Annotated in this window: 15 protein-coding genes; 4 read left to right on the top strand and 11 right to left on the bottom strand. The window is 68.4% G+C overall.

What is annotated here, in order from left to right:
• Window positions 1-35 precede the first annotated feature (35 nt).
• From OG714_RS35325 to OG714_RS35315, 3 genes are read right to left on the bottom strand one after another with little or no spacing between them, the layout of a single operon-like run.
• On the bottom strand, window positions 36-851 hold the full coding sequence (locus OG714_RS35325) for an HAD family hydrolase (protein WP_406127158.1): 816 nt from the start codon (window positions 849-851) through the stop codon (window positions 36-38).
• Entirely contained in the window at window positions 851-3436 is a 2586-nt protein-coding gene (locus OG714_RS35320; protein WP_406127156.1) for a phosphoribosyltransferase, read from the bottom strand. The genes OG714_RS35325 and OG714_RS35320 overlap by 1 nt, the downstream gene beginning before the upstream one ends.
• A 14-nt stretch (window positions 3437-3450) precedes the next feature.
• A complete protein-coding gene (locus OG714_RS35315) occupies window positions 3451-4617 on the bottom strand; it encodes an HpcH/HpaI aldolase/citrate lyase family protein (RefSeq protein ID WP_406127154.1) in 1167 nt (388 codons plus the stop codon).
• Between the two features lie 176 nt (window positions 4618-4793).
• Here OG714_RS35315 and OG714_RS35310 point away from each other — a divergent pair, with 176 nt between their 5' ends.
• Window positions 4794-5570 carry a TerD family protein gene (locus OG714_RS35310; RefSeq protein WP_406127152.1) on the top strand — a complete coding sequence of 259 codons (777 nt, stop codon included), beginning with the start codon at window positions 4794-4796 and terminating at the stop codon, window positions 5568-5570.
• A 91-nt stretch (window positions 5571-5661) separates the two neighbouring features.
• Here the strand turns inward: OG714_RS35310 and OG714_RS35305 are convergent, their stop codons facing one another.
• The 6 genes from OG714_RS35305 to OG714_RS35280 form a co-directional block, all read right to left on the bottom strand.
• A complete protein-coding gene (locus OG714_RS35305) occupies window positions 5662-6396 on the bottom strand; it encodes a Tellurium resistance (RefSeq protein ID WP_033286889.1) in 735 nt (244 codons plus the stop codon).
• Window positions 6397-6514: 118 nt separating this feature from the next.
• Window positions 6515-7660 carry a DUF475 domain-containing protein gene (locus OG714_RS35300; RefSeq protein WP_406127150.1) on the bottom strand — a complete coding sequence of 382 codons (1146 nt, stop codon included), beginning with the start codon at window positions 7658-7660 and terminating at the stop codon, window positions 6515-6517.
• A gap of 154 nt (window positions 7661-7814) precedes the next feature.
• Entirely contained in the window at window positions 7815-8390 is a 576-nt protein-coding gene (locus tag OG714_RS35295; RefSeq protein ID WP_406127149.1) for a TerD family protein, read from the bottom strand.
• Between the two features lie 112 nt (window positions 8391-8502).
• Complete coding sequence (locus OG714_RS35290) at window positions 8503-9078, bottom strand: TerD family protein (protein ID WP_019060360.1); 576 nt, start codon at window positions 9076-9078, stop codon at window positions 8503-8505.
• Between the two features lie 113 nt (window positions 9079-9191).
• Complete coding sequence (locus tag OG714_RS35285) at window positions 9192-9650, bottom strand: peroxiredoxin (RefSeq protein WP_406132069.1); 459 nt, start codon at window positions 9648-9650, stop codon at window positions 9192-9194.
• A gap of 138 nt (window positions 9651-9788) precedes the next feature.
• Complete coding sequence (locus tag OG714_RS35280) at window positions 9789-10226, bottom strand: DUF3052 domain-containing protein (RefSeq protein ID WP_019060358.1); 438 nt, start codon at window positions 10224-10226, stop codon at window positions 9789-9791.
• Window positions 10227-10655: 429 nt separating this feature from the next.
• Between OG714_RS35280 and aceE the strand changes: the two genes are divergently transcribed.
• A complete protein-coding gene (aceE, locus tag OG714_RS35275; RefSeq protein ID WP_406127147.1) occupies window positions 10656-13403 on the top strand; it encodes a pyruvate dehydrogenase (acetyl-transferring), homodimeric type in 2748 nt (915 codons plus the stop codon).
• Window positions 13404-13537: 134 nt separating this feature from the next.
• Entirely contained in the window at window positions 13538-14380 is an 843-nt protein-coding gene (locus OG714_RS35270; RefSeq protein WP_406127145.1) for a potassium channel family protein, read from the top strand.
• Window positions 14381-14450: 70 nt separating this feature from the next.
• Here the strand turns inward: OG714_RS35270 and OG714_RS35265 are convergent, their stop codons facing one another.
• Both OG714_RS35265 and OG714_RS35260 read right to left on the bottom strand, forming a co-directional pair.
• On the bottom strand, window positions 14451-14729 hold the full coding sequence (locus OG714_RS35265) for a hypothetical protein (RefSeq protein ID WP_406127144.1): 279 nt from the start codon (window positions 14727-14729) through the stop codon (window positions 14451-14453).
• Window positions 14730-15079: 350 nt separating this feature from the next.
• Complete coding sequence (locus tag OG714_RS35260) at window positions 15080-16699, bottom strand: MFS transporter (RefSeq protein ID WP_406127142.1); 1620 nt, start codon at window positions 16697-16699, stop codon at window positions 15080-15082.
• A 47-nt stretch (window positions 16700-16746) separates the two neighbouring features.
• Here OG714_RS35260 and OG714_RS35255 point away from each other — a divergent pair, with 47 nt between their 5' ends.
• The gene (locus tag OG714_RS35255) at window positions 16747-17418 is read left to right on the top strand and encodes a TetR family transcriptional regulator (protein WP_406127140.1); all 672 of its coding nucleotides are present in this window, start codon (window positions 16747-16749) and stop codon (window positions 17416-17418) included.
• Window positions 17419-17484: the final 66 nt, after the last annotated feature.

Raw genomic sequence — 17484 nt, 5'->3', positions numbered from 1 at the left:
TGCGTGGGGGCTGAGCGCGCAGCTCCCCGCGCCCCTTAAGGGGCGCCTGTGCCGGACGCGGTCAAGAACTCCCGCAGGATTCGCTCGCCCGCCAGGACGCCTCGCTCGGGTAGGGCCGTGACGTTGGGGGCCGTCCAGGCCTCGTCTGCCAGCTCTCCGTGGCCCGGGCGCCAAGCCTTGTCTGCTGCCAGCAGGAGGTCGGCGTCCAAGAGCGAGTCGCCGGCCGCGAGGGTCAGGGTGGCGCCGGTGCGGTGGGCAACCTCCCGCATGGCCGCGCTCTTGGTGAGGGGCTTCGGCACGGCGTAGATCTTGCGGCCCTGGAGGGACACCGTCCAGCCGCGGTTCTCCGCCCAGACCGCGAGCTCCTTCACCCACTCCTCGGGGAGCAGCTCGCGCTCGACGACGAGGTAGGCGAAGAGGTCCTCGGCGACGCGGTGCTTGCGCACCCACGCCGGGTCGGCGGAGTCGGCGAGGTACTGCCGGACCTCCTCCAGCGGCGCGCACTCGGCGGCCAGCTTCGCCTGTACCCGGGCGTGCCAGTCCTCGTCGGTCACACCGTCCACGAGGAGATGGCCGCCGTTGGCGCAGATCGCGAACTTCGGCTCCGGTCCCGGCAGGTTGATGCGCTGGTACTGCTTGCGGGTGCGGGTGGTGGTCGGCACGAAGACGGCCGTGTCACCGAGTTCGGTGAGCAGTTCGGCCGACGTCTCCGTCATGAAGGACAGCGGCTTGCTCTCGTGCACCTCGACGCAGAGCAGCCGGGGCGCCCGCGCGTCCGGCATGGTCAGCGCGAGGGCGGCCGAGGAGTAGATGAGCGTACGGTCGAGGTCGCTCGCGACGAGTACCGGCATCAGACCGCCACCGCCTTGCCGTCGGCACCGGTCGCACCGCGCGTGTACTTCGGGTGGATCAACCCCACGCAGGTGTACGGCAGTTCGGCCACCTCCTCGACGGGCACGCCCCGCTGCTCGGCGAGCAGTCTGACGTGGTCGAGGTCGGCGCCCGCACCGGCCCGCGCGAGGATCTTCCAGGGCACCCGGCGCAGCAGCACCCGGGTGGTCTCGCCGACGCCGGGCTTGACGAGGTTCACGTCGTGGATGCCGTACTCCTCGCTGATCCGCTCAACTGCCGCCCAGCCCTCCCAGGTCGGTGTCCGGTCGGCGGCGAGCAGTTCCTTGGCGAGGACGGTCACCGCGTCCGTGACCTCCGGGAAACGCGCGGCGACGGCGTCCAGGAAGTCCACGGAGACGTCCGCGCCGGCGAGTTCGCGGTAGAACTTCGCGCCGTGGAAGTCGTGCGGTCCGACCAGGTCGGAGCGCAGCACCGTACGCGAAATCAGCCCCGACACGGTCGAATTGAGGCAGGCGGAGGGGATGAGGAAGTCCTCGCGGGTGCCGTACGTCTTGACGCACGAACCGGGGTCGGCGAGCACCGCGATCTCCGGGTCGAAGCCGGTGATGCCGTCGGACTCCTCGAACTCCCTGATGGCGTCGGTGAGTTCGCGGGTGATGGCGCCCTTGCCGGTCCAGCCGTCGACGAACACGACGTCGGCGGGGTCGTGGTGGGCGGCGAGCCAGCGGAGCGCGTTGGCGTCGATGCCCCGGCCGCGCACGATCGACACGGCGTAGTGCGGGAGGTCGAGCCCGTGACGGTACTGGGCCCAGCGGCGCATCAGGACGCCGACCGGGGTGCCGGCCCGGGCGAGCGAGACCAGCACGGGGTGGGGTGAGCGTTCGGCGAGGACGAGTTCGGTCACGGCGCCGACGGCCAGGGCGAGCCGGCCCGCCGCCTCGTCCAGCGCGGTGTGGAACAGCTGCTGGTACTGCTCGCTCGGCTGATACTCCACCGGCAGCGACTCCGCGTAGTGCGCGCCGCCGCTCTGGATGGCCTCCTCGCGCTCCTCGGTCGGCGCCTCCAGCGTCACGTCCGAGAGGTCCTGGAGCAGCCAGCCGACCTCTTCCGGCGCGTACGAGGAGAAGGCGGGGCCGCGGAGCGGGTCGGGGAGCATGGGGGGCCTTTCGGGGACGTACGAGGGCACTACCGCGAGGACGACGTGCGGGGTGTTTTCGGCGAGCCTCGCCAACAGGCCGTCCGGGGCGTGGAGTTCGGGGGTGTCCGCGGTGTCGTCGATCACGGCGACCACGGCGTCGAAGCCGGCACCGGCGATGTTGTAGGCGTAGCGGTCGCCGGGGCCGTCCGCGGGGGTGTCGTGGGCCGGGAAGGTGAGGCGGGTGCGGATCGCGTAACCGGGGTCGTCCACCGCGAGGACCGGTGAGCGGGTGGTGGTGGAGTAGGTGACACCGGCGTCGATGACCTGCTCCAACTCGCGGGCCAGTCTCAGGGGGGCGTACATCAGCTCTTCGAAGCCGAGGATGTGCACACGGTGCGCGTTCTGAGGGAGGGCGTCCGCGAGGCGGGCGGCCATCGCGGGGAGGGCGGCCTCCAGACGTATTCGGTGCGCGGGGGTGAAGCCGTGTCTTCCGCCGTCGGGGAGGTTTCTGGGCCAGCGGAGATCGACTCGGGTGGTTCGGTTGTGGGACGGGTGCGGGTCCGTTGTGGCCGGTCGCGCAGTTCCCCGCGCCCCTGGGGGGTGGGGGTTGGGGGCGGTTTCAAGGCTCGGGTCGACTGCGATGCCCTCGTCTTTCAGGGGTGCGGGGAACTGCGCGACCGGCCCAGACGGCGCCGCAGACGACGAACCACCTGTCCCGGCACCCCCTGCCTCGTACCGCGCCACCAGCTCCTGCCCCTTCTCCAGCACCCCCTCCGGCAAGCCCACCGTGCCCGAAGCCGCCGCCACCAGGTCCACCCTCGCGCCTATCTCCGCCGCGAACTCGTCCAACCGCCCCGCGTCCGCCGCCGAACGCATGTCGACCAGGGCGACCACCACATACCGGTCACGCGGATAACGCTCGTGCAGGTCGCGGATGGTGTTCAGGACCGTGTTGCCCGTGGAGAACTCGTCGTCCACCAGGACCAACGGACCCTCGCCGGCCAGCAGTTCGGGGTTCTCGGGGAGGAGGAGGTGGGACGTGGCGTGGGAGTGGGACTCCTCGAAGCCGCCCGCCGTGGCGACGCCGGGGACCGGGCGGCGGGTGGAGTGGAGGTAGGGGGCGACGGCGATGCCGTCCGCCACCGCGTGGCCGAGGCCCGTCGCGGTTTCCGCGTAGCCGAGGACCACCGCCCGGCGGGACTCCTCCGTGCCGAGGAGTTCGCGTACCCGACGGCCCAGGGTGAAGCCGTAGCCGTAGACCACGGACGGGGACTGGGGGACGTGCTTGCCGAGTACGTTCGACACGAGGAGGTGGGCCCGCTTGGGGTTGCGCCGGAGCGCGAGTCCCAGGAGGTCGGTCAGCTCGGGGTCGCCGAGCAGTTCGACACCGAGCCGCTCCGCGACCCAACTGCCCGACCAGACCCCGTCGTTCACTGCCTTGTTCATACGTCCCTTGCGATTCAGCCGGGGATTCCGGCGGCGAGCAGCTCCACGAAGCCGACGTCCTCGCGTGCGACCCCGAAGATCTCGGCGCGCAGCATCGTCCGCTCGGCCCAGGCGCGGTGCGGCTTCACCTCGTTCATCTTGTTCGTGTACGCCGAGCGCAGCACGCCCCCGCCGCCCCGCTCCGGCCGCAGGATGTCCTGCGCGTCGCAGAACTCCTCGTGGCTGACCACGGACAGCGCGTGCACGGGCAGTACGTGGGTGGGGTGGATGCAGGTCTTGCCCAGCAGCCCGTTGGCCTGGTCGAGGGCGATCTCGCGCAGCAGTCCGTCCATGGCGTGCTCGATCAGCGCCTCGCGCAGCTCCTCGGCCTGGCCCTCCAGGAAGGGGCTGCGGCGCAGCTGCGGCTTGAACATGCGCTCCTGGACCCGGAAGTACTCCCACACCGGGCCGGTCACCGTGAAGCCGGTGCCGTCGGCGCGGCCCAGCATGTTCACCACGTCACCGATCACGTTGGCGACGATCTGGACGTCGTAGGCCGTCATGTCGGAGGCGCGACGCAGGCCGTAGGAGGAGCAGAAGTCCGTCACGCCCAGGCGCAGGGCGAGGACCCGGTCGCGGTACTTGCCGACGGCGCGGGAGATGCCCTCCAGGGTCTCGACGCGCGACTCGCGGTAGAGCAGCTCGGGCGACTCCAGGACCGGCATGCCGAACAGCCGGTGGCCGCTCGCCGCCTCCGCGGCGGCCAGCGCCTCCAGGAAGGGCGTGCCGCTCTCCTCGGTGAACTTCGGCATCACGAAGCCGGAGAGCAGTCGTACGGCCGGGCCCATGCGGCGTACGAGATCGGGGATCTGCTCGGGTACCCGGACCCGGACGAACAGCAGCGGAAGCTCGGTGTCCGGGCGGGCGGCCAGCTCGGTGAACTGCTGGACCAGGTTCTCCTCGGCGGCCGGCACGTCCTCGTCGCCGATCGAGTCCTCCAGACACAGCACCATCGACACGACGCCGCGTCCCGCGAGCTTGACGATGTCGTCGGCGAGGCGGGGGCGGGTGGCCGGGCTGTAGAGCGTGGCGCCCAGGGCCGCGGCGAGCAGTCTGGCCGGGGAGTCCGCGTCGAACTCGCACGGCTCCTGGAAGAAGAGACGCTGCCGTACCTCAGGGGCAATGTGCCCGAAATGACGCATAAAGCTCCCCCGTGGTGACGTTGTGGTTCGTGATTGTTTTCGATAGGTGGCCGGTAATAGTACGTACAAACCCATGTCAGGGGTTCCCGCCGGGCATGAACTTCAGGTAACTCGGCCATGTCGGTGTCCGAACCCCCACGTTGTCGTGACCAGGACCGAGAGGGCAGGATGACCGCATGACGCACGCGATGCTGAAGGGGTCGAACGTCCCGCTGGAGGCCACCACGGTACGTGCCGTGCTGCGCTGGACGTCCGGGCAGGGGGTCCCGGACGTGGATGCCTCGGCGCTTCTCCTCGGCCCCGCCGGTCAGGTGCGTTCCGACGAGGACTTCGTCTTCTACAACCAGCCCCGGCACCCCTCCGGGAAGGTCTGGTGGCTCGGCAAGAAGCGTGTCGCGGAGGGCCCCACCGACACGATCCAGACAGATCTCGCCGGTGTCGAGCCCGAGGTCAGCCGGATTCTGGTGGTCGCTTCGGCGGACGAGGTCACCTTCGACCGCGTACAGGGGCTGCGCATCCTGCTGTACGACGCGGCCGTCGCCGAGGGCGATCCGCTGCTGTATTTCGACATCAAGCCGGAGACCGGTGAGGAGACCGCGCTGATCTGCGGGGAGCTGTACCGGCGGGGTGACGGGTGGAAGTTCCGGGCGCTCGGCGAGGGGTACGCGAACGGGCTGCGTGGGCTGGCGATGGACTTCGGGATCACGGTGGACGAGTCGGAGGGGGTGGATGTGGGTGTGGCTGAAGCGGGCGTCTCCCAGCCGTTGCCTCCGGCGGTTCCGGTGCAGTCCGGGTACGGGTACCCCCAGGCTGAGGAGCCCGTGACTCAGCCGGCGTACGGGTATCCGCAGACCGCTCCCGCGGGGACGTACGGGTATCCGCAGCCGGTGCCTTCGGCGATGGCGCCGGATCCTGACTTCCGTCTGCCGCCACAGGGACCGCAGTTCATCTGACGTAAAGCAGGTGGTTCGTTTGCTGCGGGCCGGTGGGGGCTTGTCGCGCAGTTCCCCGCGCCCCTTTGGGGCCGCGTCTCCCAAGGGTGTTCTATCGCTCGACCTTGGTTTTGTAGCCTCGCCCCCACTGCAACCCCCACCCGTACAACCGGTCCAGCTCCGCCTGGAAGCCGTAGACGAACTTCACCTCGCGGCGGACTACCAGCTCGCCCTTGACGTTCTCGATCATGACGACCGCGCAGGAGCGGGCCTGGGGGTGGCGTTCGTCGAGGCCTATCTCGATGCGGGGGCCGTTGCTGGGGTAGAGGGTGACGATGGCGTGGGTGCGGTCGAAGGCCGGGGTCTGGTCGTAGATGTAGACGAAGACCAGGAGGCGCTTGATCTGGTCGCGGTGGTCGAGGTTGACGTACATCGTCTCGCCGGACGCGGAGCCGAAGCGGTCGTCGCCGCTGAGTTTGACGTACGGCGGTGAGTTGACGTCGCCGAGGAGGCCGCCGAGGGGCTGGACTACGCCCTTGGTGCCGTCCATGAGCTCGTAGAGGCAGCCCAGGTCGAGGTCCACGTTGACCATGCTCTGGCTGTGGCCCATGACCTCCGGCGGCTTGAGGGCCTTGAACGGGTGCCTCAGGAGGCTGTCGCGCTGGAGGCCGCCTATGTCGGAGGTCCGCATCCGCCAGGTGAGGTTGACGCGGAGGTTGCCGGTGGCCGCGCCCTGTTTGGTGAGCGAGACCTGGTGGTGCCGTTTGGTCAGTTCGATCGCGTTGCTGGCCGCGCTGCCCGAGTCGAAGTCGGCCTCGCGCCGCCAGATCCCGTCGAAGAAGCCCATTCCCCGCCCCCACGTCCACATCAACGTTCCCGCATGACAAAGCCGTCGGGGCGGCCGGGCAGAGGACATGTCCTCGACGGCCGCCCCGAACAGAAGCGTTCCCTCACCGGGGAGCTTGTCACACCCCGGACGAGACCTCAGTCTTCTCGTCCGAGCCTGCTTTTCCCTCGGCTTCCGCGAGGGCCTTGTTCCTGCGGACCGAGGACCAGAAGGACCAGCCGATCAGGATCACGCCGACCAGACCGGTGATGACCTCGTTGATCTGGTACTGGATGGTGATCATGAGGATCACGGCCAGGGCGCCGATCGCGTAGTGCGCGCCGTGCTCCAGGTAGACGTAGTCGTCCAGGGTTCCTTGGCGGACGAGGTAGACCGTCAGGGAGCGGACGTACATCGCGCCGATGCCCAGGCCCAGCGCCATCAGCACGATGTCGTTGGTGATGGCGAACGCGCCGATCACGCCGTCGAAGGAGAAGGACGCGTCCAGAACTTCCAGGTACAGGAACATGAAGAAGGCCGCCTGGCCCGCCAGGACCACCGCCGAGCGCTGCTTGCCGGTGCGCGCGGCCTCTTCCTCCTCCTCGTGCTCCCGCTCCTCCTCTTCCTCGAGCTTGTCCTCGAAGTAGCCGGAGAGTCCACCGACGATCATGTAGGTGATCAGACCGGAGACACCGGCGATCAGGACCGTCTGCGCCTTGTCGATGTGCGCGCCGCCGTGCTGGTGGGCGTTGGCCGCGAACGTGAACGAGGTGATCAGCAGGATGATCAGGGCGATGCAGACCGACAGCATGTCGACCTTGCCGAGCTTGGCCAGCGGGCGCTCGATCCAGCGCAGCCACTGGATGTCCCGGTCCTCGAAGATGAAGTCGAGGAAGATCATCAGCAGGAACATACCGCCGAAGGCCGCGATCGCCGGGTGGGCGTCGGTGACCAGCTGCTGGTAGTGGTCCTTGTTGTTGAGCGCGAGGTCGACCGCGTCGATCGGACCGATCTTGGCGGTGACGGCGACGATGACGACGGGGAACACCAGCCGCATGCCGAAGACGGCGATCAGGACACCGACCGTGAGGAAGATCTTCTGCCAGAAGGCGGACATCTTCTTCAGGATCCCGGCGTTGACCACCGCGTTGTCGAAGGACAGCGAGATCTCCAGGACGGCCAGGATCGCCACAATACCGAAGGCTTCCCACCCCCCGTAGAACGCCGCTGCGACGAGGCCGAGCGCGGTGACCGCGAACGACCAGCCGAAGGTTTTCAGAAGCACTGGCTACCCAATCGTGTGTTGGGGGTTCCCCCAGACGGAGTCTGGGGGAGGGTCTCCCCCCGCGCCGCACTCGGCTTTACTTAAAATTTGACGTCGAGCACTGAGTCTAGAGGGAGACTCCGCCGACCGGGACAGCCGGTGTGGACAACGCCCTTTACGAGACGTTGACCCCGAAGTCCATGGCGATGCCCCTCAGCCCCGACGCGTACCCCTGGCCGACCGCCCTGAACTTCCACTCGCCCTGGTAGCGGTAGAGCTCGCCGAAGATCATGGCCGTCTCGGTGGAGGCGTCCTCGGAGAGGTCGTAGCGGGCCAGCTCCTGGCCGTCGGCCTGGTTGACGACACGGATGAAGGCGTTGCTGACCTGGCCGAAGGTCTGGCCGCGGAGGTCGGCGTCGTGGATGGAGACCGGGAAGACGATCTTGTCGACGTTGGCCGGCACCTTGGAGAGGTCGACCAGGATCGACTCGTCGTCACCCTCGCCCTCACCGGTGAGGTTGTCGCCGGTGTGCTCCACCGAACCGTCCGGGCTCGTGAGCTGGTTGTAGAAGATGAACCACTCGTCCCCGAGCACACGGCCGCCATTGCACAGCAGCGCGCTGGCGTCGAGGTCGAAGTCGGCGCCGGTGGTGGAGCGCGCGTCCCAGCCGAGGCCGATCAGGACGTTCGTGAGGTTCGGTGCGGCCTTGGACAGGGAGACATTGCCCCCCTTGGCGAGCGTGACGCCCATAGTGCTGGTCCTCCCCGAGGTGATGCTTCTTTGGTTGTCCTGCACTCCCCCAGAGGGGGACCCCGGCGCCGCACGCGAACCGCGCGGCGCCGGACGGTGCGGCCTTCGGACGTCAGACGTTGACGCCGAAGTCCTGGGCGATACCGCGCAGGCCCGAGGCGTAACCCTGGCCGATGGCGCGGAACTTCCACTCCGCGCCGTTGCGGTACAGCTCGCCGAAGACCATGGCGGTCTCGGTCGAGGCGTCCTCGGAGAGGTCGTAGCGGGCGATCTCGGCGCCGCCGGCCTGGTTCACCACGCGGATGAACGCGTTGCGGACCTGGCCGAAGGACTGCTGGCGGTTCTCGGCGTCGTAGATCGAGACCGGGAAGGTGATCTTGTCGACGTCGGCCGGGACCGCCGCGAGGTTCACCTTGATCGCCTCGTCGTCGCCCTCGCCCTCACCGGTGGTGTTGTCACCGGTGTGCTCGACGGAGCCGTCGGGGCTCTTGAGGTTGTTGAAGAAGACGAAGTTCGCGTCACTGGCGACCTTGCCCGCGCTGTTCAGCAGCAGTGCGCTGGCGTCGAGGTCGAAGTCGGTGCCGGTGGTGGTGCGGACGTCCCACCCCAGACCGACGATGACCGCGGTCAGGCCCGGGGCCTCCTTGGTCAGTGATACGTTGCCGCCCTTGCTGAGGCTGACTCCCACGAGTCCTCCATTGGTGTCCAGGGGCGGGGATGCCCCGTAGTGCGTCGGTATCGGATCAACGTCTCGATCCTAGTGACGGGTTCCCGACCCTCGCAGGCTCTGGGACCTAACAATCACAGGCTGTCGAGCGCCTTCACGTACTCGTTGAGGTCACGTGCGTCCGGCAGGCCGTTGACGACCGTCCAGCGCACGACGCCCTCCTTGTCGATGACGAAGGTCCCGCGCACCGCGCAGCCCTTGTCCTCGTCGAAGACGCCGTACGCGCGCGAAGTGTTGCCGTGCGGCCAGAAGTCGGAGAGCAGCGGGTACTCGAGGCCCTCCTGCTCGGCGAAGACGCGCAGGGTGTGGATGGAGTCGTTCGATACCGCGAGGAGCTGGGTGTCGCGGTCGGTGAACTGCGGCAGGTTGTCGCGCAGGGAGCACAGCTCGCCGGTGCAGACGCCGGTGAAGGCGAAGGGGTAGAAGAGCAGCACCACGTTCTTGTCGCCCCGGAAGTCGGAGAGCTTCACGGTGGCGCCGTGGTTGTCCTTGAGCTCGAAATCGGGGGCCTTGTCGCCGGCCTGGATCGCCATCTCGTCCTGCATCCCTTCGGTGGGGCTGTTCGGGTGAGTCCACCCTGCGGCCACCCTACGCAGCGATCACCGCATGCGGACGGACGGGCTGGCATGGCCAGCCCGTCCGGGATTCAACGATCGAGGTACCTCCGGGGACTACCTCTTGGACTTGGCTGCCTTGGGCGTCACCAGCCGGCTGCCACTCCAGTCCTTGCCCACGCTGACGCTCTTGGCCGCGGAAAGGCCCGCGGTCGTGGCGGCTTCCGAGATGTCGCTGGGCTCGACGTAGCCGTCACGGCCGGTCTTCGGCGTCAGCAGCAGGATCGAGCCGCCCTCCTCGACGTACGAGATGGCGTCCACCAGCACGTCGGTCAGGTCGCCGTCCTCGTCGCGGAACCACAGCACCACGGCATCGGCGACGTCGTCGTAGTCCTCGTCCACCAGGTCGCTGCCGATGACTTCTTCAATGGCCTCGCGGAGTTCCTGGTCTACGTCGTCGTCGTAGCCGATCTCCTGGACCACCTGCTCGGGCTGGAACCCCAGCCTGACGGCAGGGTTCGTCCGCTCCTCCGCGTGGTCCGCGGTCGCGCTCACGGGTTGCCTCCTGATCATGTCTTGATGAATGTCCAGCCACGCGCGTGCGCGAAGCATTGGCCGTAGTCCACACGGACGGGCCGGATCGCGCAAGTACCCGGCGATTCGGAACGCCGAAACGGTGACGATCCTGGCCGTGTCGCCGCAACTCCAGGCACGCTATCGCGGCCGCCGGTGACGTACACCACAGCGTTCTGCCCGGTTTGCACGTTTGAGAACCCTCCGAGGGTACGCGACTCGAATGACTTTGCTAAACGAGTCACGGTTACCTCACGGTAGAGATGACGATTGCCATCCTGCGGTAGACCATGGGGAACGGTGCAGAACCATGGAAATCCAGCGCCGATAAGCCTCATTAAGCCCCCATCAGTCCTCCATCGGCCTCAGACAGCCCCCTCACACAGCTCCCTCTGACAGGTAAGGAACAGCGTGGCTTCCGGATCCGATCGCAATCCGATCATCATTGGCGGCCTTCCGAGTCAGGTTCCTGACTTCGATCCCGAAGAGACCCAGGAGTGGCTCGACTCGCTCGACGCCGCCGTGGACCAGCGTGGCCGCGAGCGGGCCCGCTACCTGATGCTCCGGCTGATCGAGCGGGCCCGCGAGAAGCGCGTGGCCGTGCCCGAGATGCGCAGCACGGACTACGTCAACACCATCGCCACCAAGGACGAGCCGTTCTTCCCCGGCAACGAGGAGATCGAGCGCAAGATCCTGAACGCGACCCGCTGGAACGCCGCGGTGATGGTGTCCCGGGCGCAGCGGCCCGGCATCGGCGTCGGCGGCCACATCGCCACGTTCGCCTCCTCCGCCTCGCTCTACGACGTGGGCTTCAACCACTTCTTCCGGGGCAAGGACCAGGGCGACGGCGGCGACCAGATCTTCTTCCAGGGGCACGCCTCGCCGGGCATCTACGCCCGCGCGTTCCTCCTGGACCGGCTCAGCGAGCAGCAGCTGGACGCGTTCCGCCAGGAGAAGTCGAAGGCGCCGTACGGGCTGTCCTCGTACCCGCACCCGCGGTCGATGCCGGACTTCTGGGAGTTCCCGACCGTGTCCATGGGCCTAGGCCCGCTCGGCGCGATCTTCCAGGCGCGGATGAACCGCTACATGGAGGCGCGCGGGATCGCGGACACCTCCAGGTCACACGTGTGGGCGTTCCTCGGCGACGGCGAGATGGACGAGCCGGAGTCGCTGGGCCAGCTGTCGATCGCCGCGCGCGAGGGCCTCGACAACCTGACCTTCGTCGTCAACTGCAACCTCCAGCGCCTCGACGGGCCTGTACGCGGCAACGGCAAGATCATCCAGGAGCTGGAGTCGCAGTTCCGGGGCGCCGGCTGGAACGTCATCAAGCTGGTCTGGGACCGCACCTGGGACCCGCTGCTGGCCCAGGACCGGGACGGCGTGCTGGTCAACCAGCTGAACACCACGCCGGACGGCCAGTTCCAGACGTACGCCACGGAGACCGGCGCGTACATCCGCGAGCACTTCTTCGGGCACGACCACCGGCTGCGCGCGATGGTCGAGAACATGACCGACGACCAGATCCTGCACCTGGGGCGCGGCGGGCACGACCACCAGAAGGTCTACGCGGCCTTCGCGGCGGCCAAGGAGCACCGGGGCCAGCCGACCGTCGTCCTCGCCCAGACGGTCAAGGGCTGGACGCTGGGCCCCAACTTCGAGGGCCGCAACGCCACGCACCAGATGAAGAAGCTGACGGTCGCCGACCTCAAGGGCTTCCGCGACCGGCTGCACCTGCCGATCACCGACCAGGAGCTGGAGTCCGGCGCGCCGCCGTACTTCCACCCGGGCCGGAACTCGGAGGAGATCCAGTACATGCACGACCGGCGCAACGCGCTGGGCGGCTACGTCCCGACGCGCGTCGTCCGCTCGAAGCCACTGGCGCTGCCCGAGGACAAGACGTACGCGAGTGTGAAGAAGGGTTCGGGCCAGCAGTCGATCGCCACCACCATGGCCTTCGTACGGCTGCTCAAGGACCTCATGCGGGACAAGGAGATCGGCCGGCGGTTCGTACTGATCGCGCCGGACGAGTACCGCACGTTCGGCATGGACTCGTTCTTCCCGAGCGCGAAGATCTACAACCCGCTGGGCCAGCAGTACGAGTCGGTCGACCGCGAACTGCTGCTCGCGTACAAGGAGTCGCCGACCGGGCAGATGCTGCACGACGGCATCTCGGAGGCGGGCTGCACCGCTTCGCTGATCGCGGCGGGTTCGGCGTACGCGACACACGGCGAACCGCTCATCCCGGTCTACGTCTTCTACTCGATGTTCGGTTTCCAGCGCACCGGTGACCAGTTCTGGCAGATGGCCGACCAGTTGGCGCGCGGTTTCGTACTGGGCGCGACCGCGGGTCGTACGACTCTGACCGGTGAGGGTCTGCAACACGCGGACGGCCACTCGCAGTTGCTGGCGTCGACCAACCCGGGCTGTGTCGCCTACGACCCGGCGTACTCGTACGAGATCGCGTACATCGTGCAGGACGGGCTGCGGCGGATGTACGGCTCGGACGCGGAGCACCCGCACGGGGAGGACGTCTTCTACTACCTCACCGTCTACAACGAGCCGATCCAGCACCCGGCCGAGCCCGCGGACGTCGATGTGGAGGGCATCCTCAAGGGCGTCCACCGCATCAGTCAGGGCGCGGCGGGGACGGTTCCGGCGCAGATCATGGCGTCCGGGGTCTCCGTGCCGTGGGCTCTTGAGGCGCAGCGGATCCTCGCCGAGGAGTGGAACGTGCGGGCCGATGTGTGGTCCGCGACCTCCTGGAACGAGTTGCGGCGTGAGGCGGTCGAGGTGGAGCGGCACAACTTGCTGCATCCCGAGGAGGAGCAGCGGGTTCCTTATGTCACGCGGAAGTTGAGCGGGGCAGAGGGGCCGTTCGTGGCTGTTTCCGACTGGATGCGGTCGGTTCCTGACCAGATTTCTCGTTGGGTGCCCGGGACTTATCAGTCGCTGGGTGCTGATGGGTTCGGGTTCGCGGACACTCGGGGGGCTGCTCGGCGGTTCTTCCACATTGACGCGCAGTCGATTGTGGTGGGTGTGCTGACGGAGTTGGCTCGGGAGGGGAAGGTTGACCGGTCTGTGTTGAAGCAGGCGGTTGATCGGTATCAGTTGCTGGATGTCGCCTCGGCTGATCCGGGTGCGGCTGGAGGGGATGCGTAGTTTCTTGCCTGCGGGTGCGTGGGGGCTGGTCGCGCCCACGCGGCGGAGCCGCACATCGACACAGTCCCGCGCCCCTTAGAGGCAGCCCCTTCGGGGCGCCTTTAAGGGGCATCCCCGCGCCCTAACATGCCGTCATGAACGAACCATCCGCACAAGCTCGTTGGGAGCAACGGACTCAGCGGCCCCTCTTAGGGCTCGCGGTGGGGTTTGCCGTGGCCTATGCCGTGCCGATCGTGGACTCGACCGCCGGGCATCGGCTGACGACGGTGTGCACGGTGGTCGAGTGGGTGGTGTGGGGGGCGTTCGCCGCCGACTATCTGATGCGGCTCGCGATGTCCCGGGACCGGCGGCGGTTCGTGCGGACGCACTGGATGGACCTGTGCGCGGTGGTGCTGCCGATACTCCAGCCGCTACGGCTGCTGCGCATGGTGTCGACGCTGATACTCGTCGGGCGGCGCGCCCGGATGGCCTCGCAGATCCAGCTGACGACGTATGTCGCCGGCGCGGTCATCGGGCTGCTGATGTTCGGTTCGCTCGCGGTGCTGTCCGTCGAACGGGACTCGCCCCACGGGAACATCCGGACGTTGGGTGACGCCGTGTGGTGGTCGTTCACGACCATGACGACGGTGGGGTACGGCGACCACGCTCCGACCACCGGGCTCGGGCGGATGATCGCCGTCGGGCTGATGCTGTCCGGGATCGCGCTGCTCGGTGTCGTCACCGCGAACATCGCCACGTGGTTCATCGCCCGGTTCGAGAAGGACGACGTGGAGGAGCGGCGCCAGACGCAGGCGATCGAGGCGCTGACGGTGGAGGTGCGGGCGTTGCGGGCGGAGCTGGCGGCTCTGTCCGGGGCGGAGGCGGCGGCCTTGTCCGGAGCGGAGGCGGCAGTCTTGCCCGGGACGGGAGCGGCGGCCTTGTCCGGGGCGTCGGCGGCGGGTGTTCCGCTGCCGGTCGGGGACGAGGTGTCCCGTTAGACCGGGGGCCGCTCAGCGGAACGTCCGCCAGCCGCGGGCCCGCTCGACAGAACGTCCGCTCAGCCTCGGCTCAGAAGAACGTCCACAGGACCGCCGCCACCGTGTCGATCGCGCCCAGGACCAGGGCCACCAGGGCCATCACCCGGCGGGAGCCCGTCCACCGGCGGCCCATGGCCAGCCAGCCGCACACCACCGCGATCGGGCCCAGGACGATTCCCAGGGTGAAGAAGCCCGCGATCGCGCAGACCAGTCCGACGATGCCGAGCGTCGCGCGGTCCTGCCCGCTCCCTGACCCCATGCGGCCACGCGAGCGAGGGTTCTTGCGCGTTCCGTTGCCGAAGCCCGTCATCGTCAACTCCCTGGGCGTCCAGGCCAGTTCGGCCGGTGCGGCGAATTTCGGTTACGACGAGCGCATACCCCCGTACGCACAAAAAAAGCCTGCTTGCGCGCTGCCCCCCTCCGGCAGCGCGCCGCAGACCACCCCGTCCCCCCTGCCCTGCGGAGGACTTGACCCACTGTGACCTGCGGCGCGTACCGGGTGCCAGGAATCTTTAGCGGAGTCACCCTGATAGGCGAACTCGGCCTGGAAAAGGGTTAGGGCCTGTCCGGCGGATCCTGTCGCAGACGCGGGGTGTGGCACGCACATCTGCACTGATCAGGCCTCGCCGATTTCCTGCGACCTGATCCGCCGGACAGGCCCTAGATGTGCGCCGCGCCCGCGCCCGCTTCGGCGTTCTCCCCGCGCTTGGTCAGCAGGGCGACGAACACCGCGACCACCGCTACGCCGGCGGCGACGAGGCAGGCGAGGCTCATGCCGGAGATGAACGTGTCGTGGGCGACCTGCGTGATCTTCGCGGCGATCGTCTCCGGGGTGTTCGGGGCGATCGGGGCGACGCCGACCTGGACCGCTTCGGCGGTCGCGTCGAGCTGGGGCTGGGTGAGCTTGGGCAGGCCCGCGTCCGCCCAGTTGCCGGCCAGGTCGCTGTCGACACGGGACGCCATCACGGCGCCGAGGACGGCCGTACCGAGGCTGCCGCCGATCTGCATCGCGGCCTGCTGGAGACCGCCGGCGACGCCGGAGAGCTCCATGGGCGCGTTGCCCACGATGACCTCGGTCGCACCGACCATCACCGGGGCGAGGCCGAGGCCCAGCAGGGCGAACCAGATCGACATGACCGCGCTGCCGGTGTCCGAGGTGAGGGTGGACATGCCGTACATGGCGATCGCGGTGGCCGCCATGCCGCCGGCCAGCGGGATGCGCGGGCCGAGCTTGGTGATCGCCGCGCCGGCGAGCGGGGAGCCGACGATCATCATCCCGGTGAGCGGGAGGAGGTGGAGACCGGCGTCGATGGGGCTCATACCGTGCACGTTCTGGAGATAGAACGTCACGAAGAACAGGCCGCCCATGAAGGCGATCGCCATCAGGACCATCAGGACCACGCCCGCGGACAGCGGGACCGAGCGGAACAGGCCCAGCGGGATGAGGGGTTCCTTGACCCGCTGCTCCCAGAAGGCGAACAGGGCGAAGCCCAGCACGGACACGGCGAGGAACGCCCAGGTCGTGCCGGAGCCCCAGCCCCAGGTGGGCGCCTTGATGAGGGCCCAGACGAGGCAGAACATCGCGCCGGAGAGCAGCACGATGCCGAGGATGTCGAAGGAGCGCGGCGCGTTCTCGGCGCGGTGGTCGCGGAGGATCAGCAGGCCGAGGATGAGCGCGATGGCGCCGACCGGCACGTTGATGAAGAACACCGACTGCCAGTTGACGTGTTCGACGAGCACACCGCCGAGGATCGGGCCGCCCGCGGTGGAGGCGCCGATGACCATGCCCCACAGGCCGATGGCCATGTTGAGCTTCTCGGCCGGGAAGGTGGCCCGCAGCAGACCGAGCGCGGCCGGCATCAACAGCGCGCCGAACAGCCCCTGGAGCACGCGGAACGTGACGACGAACGCGATGCTGTGCGAGAGGCCGATGGCGCCGGACGCGAGGGCGAAGCCGCTCACGCCGATCAGGAAGGTCTGGCGGTGGCCGAAGCGGTCACCGAGCTTGCCGGCGGTGATGAGGGAGACCGCGAGGGCGAGGAAGTAGCCGTTGGTGATCCACTGGACGTCGGCGAAGCTGGCGCCGAGGTCCTTCTGGATGGCCGGGTTGGCGATGGCGACGATGGTGCCGTCGAGGGCCACCATCATGACGCCGACGGCGACGGTTATGAGGGTGAACCACGGGTGGCCGCGCAGCCCCGTGGAGGGCGTCGGGTCGGACGGGGCGGCTGGTGCCTTGTCCCCCGGCCCCGTCGCGCTGATGGTGGTCTGACTAGTCATGCGTTCGAGGCTAATGTCAGCCGCTGACAGTTGACAAACAGGTTCAGATGTCGGCGACTGTCAACAAAGGCGAGGAGAACGGCATGGAGACGTTGCGCGAGCGCAAGAAGGCCCGTACGCGGGACGCGCTGCTGCACGCCGCCCTGGAGCTGTTCACGACCAAGGGCTACGAACAGACGACGGTCGACGAGATCGCCGAGGTCGTCGACGTCTCGCAGCGCACCTTCTTCCGCTACTTCGCGAGCAAGGAGGAGGCCGCGTTCTTCGTGCCCCGGCTCACCGAGACGCACTTCGTCGAGGCCGTCCTCGCCCGCCCGCCGCACGAGGCCCCGCTGGAGGCGCTGCGCCGGGCGGTGCTGGAGAGCTGGGACACCATCAACGAGGCGATCCAGCAGGTCGTACCGCTGGATCTGCATATGCGCACGTACCGCGTGATCGAGTCGACGCCCGCGCTGCTCGCCGCGCATCTGCGGCGCTCGCAGGAGCTGGAGGAGGAGCTGGCGCGGATCGTCGCCGAACGTGAGGGGCTCGGGGTGGACACGGACCCCCGGCCGCGGCTGGTGGTGGCGGTGTTCGGCGGGGTGATGCGGGTGGTGGAGCGGATGTGGATCGCGGGCGACGACCTCAGCATCGAGGCGATGCGGGAACTCGCCGCCGACTACCTCGACGGGGTGGGACCAGCGCTGGCCGGGAACTGGCGCACGAGTCGCACAAGGTGAGTCGTACTGAGTTTCTCGTCACGCACCGCTGAAACGTGATCCCCGTCACTCGGTTAACGCGAGACC

Origin of the sequence: Streptomyces sp. NBC_00989, assembly GCF_045162655.1 — a bacterium.
Taxonomy (GTDB): domain Bacteria; phylum Actinomycetota; class Actinomycetes; order Streptomycetales; family Streptomycetaceae; genus Streptomyces.
Note: the sequence above shows the minus strand (reverse complement) of the source record. Positions and strands in the feature narration are given on the sequence as shown.

Excerpts from the sequence above, each read along its gene's own strand:
- OG714_RS35325 (WP_406127158.1), bottom strand. The coding sequence starts at position 851 with ATGCCGGTACTCGTCGCGAGCGACCTCGACCGTACGCTCATCTACTCC.
- OG714_RS35320 (WP_406127156.1), bottom strand. The coding sequence starts at position 3,436 with ATGAACAAGGCAGTGAACGACGGGGTCTGGTCGGGCAGTTGGGTCGCG.
- OG714_RS35315 (WP_406127154.1), bottom strand. The coding sequence starts at position 4,617 with ATGCGTCATTTCGGGCACATTGCCCCTGAGGTACGGCAGCGTCTCTTC.
- OG714_RS35310 (WP_406127152.1), top strand. The coding sequence starts at position 4,794 with ATGACGCACGCGATGCTGAAGGGGTCGAACGTCCCGCTGGAGGCCACC.
- OG714_RS35305 (WP_033286889.1), bottom strand. The coding sequence starts at position 6,396 with ATGGGCTTCTTCGACGGGATCTGGCGGCGCGAGGCCGACTTCGACTCG.
- OG714_RS35295 (WP_406127149.1), bottom strand. The coding sequence starts at position 8,390 with ATGGGCGTCACGCTCGCCAAGGGGGGCAATGTCTCCCTGTCCAAGGCC.
- OG714_RS35285 (WP_406132069.1), bottom strand. The coding sequence starts at position 9,650 with ATGGCGATCCAGGCCGGCGACAAGGCCCCCGATTTCGAGCTCAAGGAC.
- OG714_RS35270 (WP_406127145.1), top strand. The coding sequence starts at position 13,538 with ATGAACGAACCATCCGCACAAGCTCGTTGGGAGCAACGGACTCAGCGG.
- OG714_RS35265 (WP_406127144.1), bottom strand. The coding sequence starts at position 14,729 with ATGACGGGCTTCGGCAACGGAACGCGCAAGAACCCTCGCTCGCGTGGC.
- OG714_RS35260 (WP_406127142.1), bottom strand. The coding sequence starts at position 16,699 with ATGACTAGTCAGACCACCATCAGCGCGACGGGGCCGGGGGACAAGGCA.
- OG714_RS35255 (WP_406127140.1), top strand. The coding sequence starts at position 16,747 with ATGTCGGCGACTGTCAACAAAGGCGAGGAGAACGGCATGGAGACGTTG.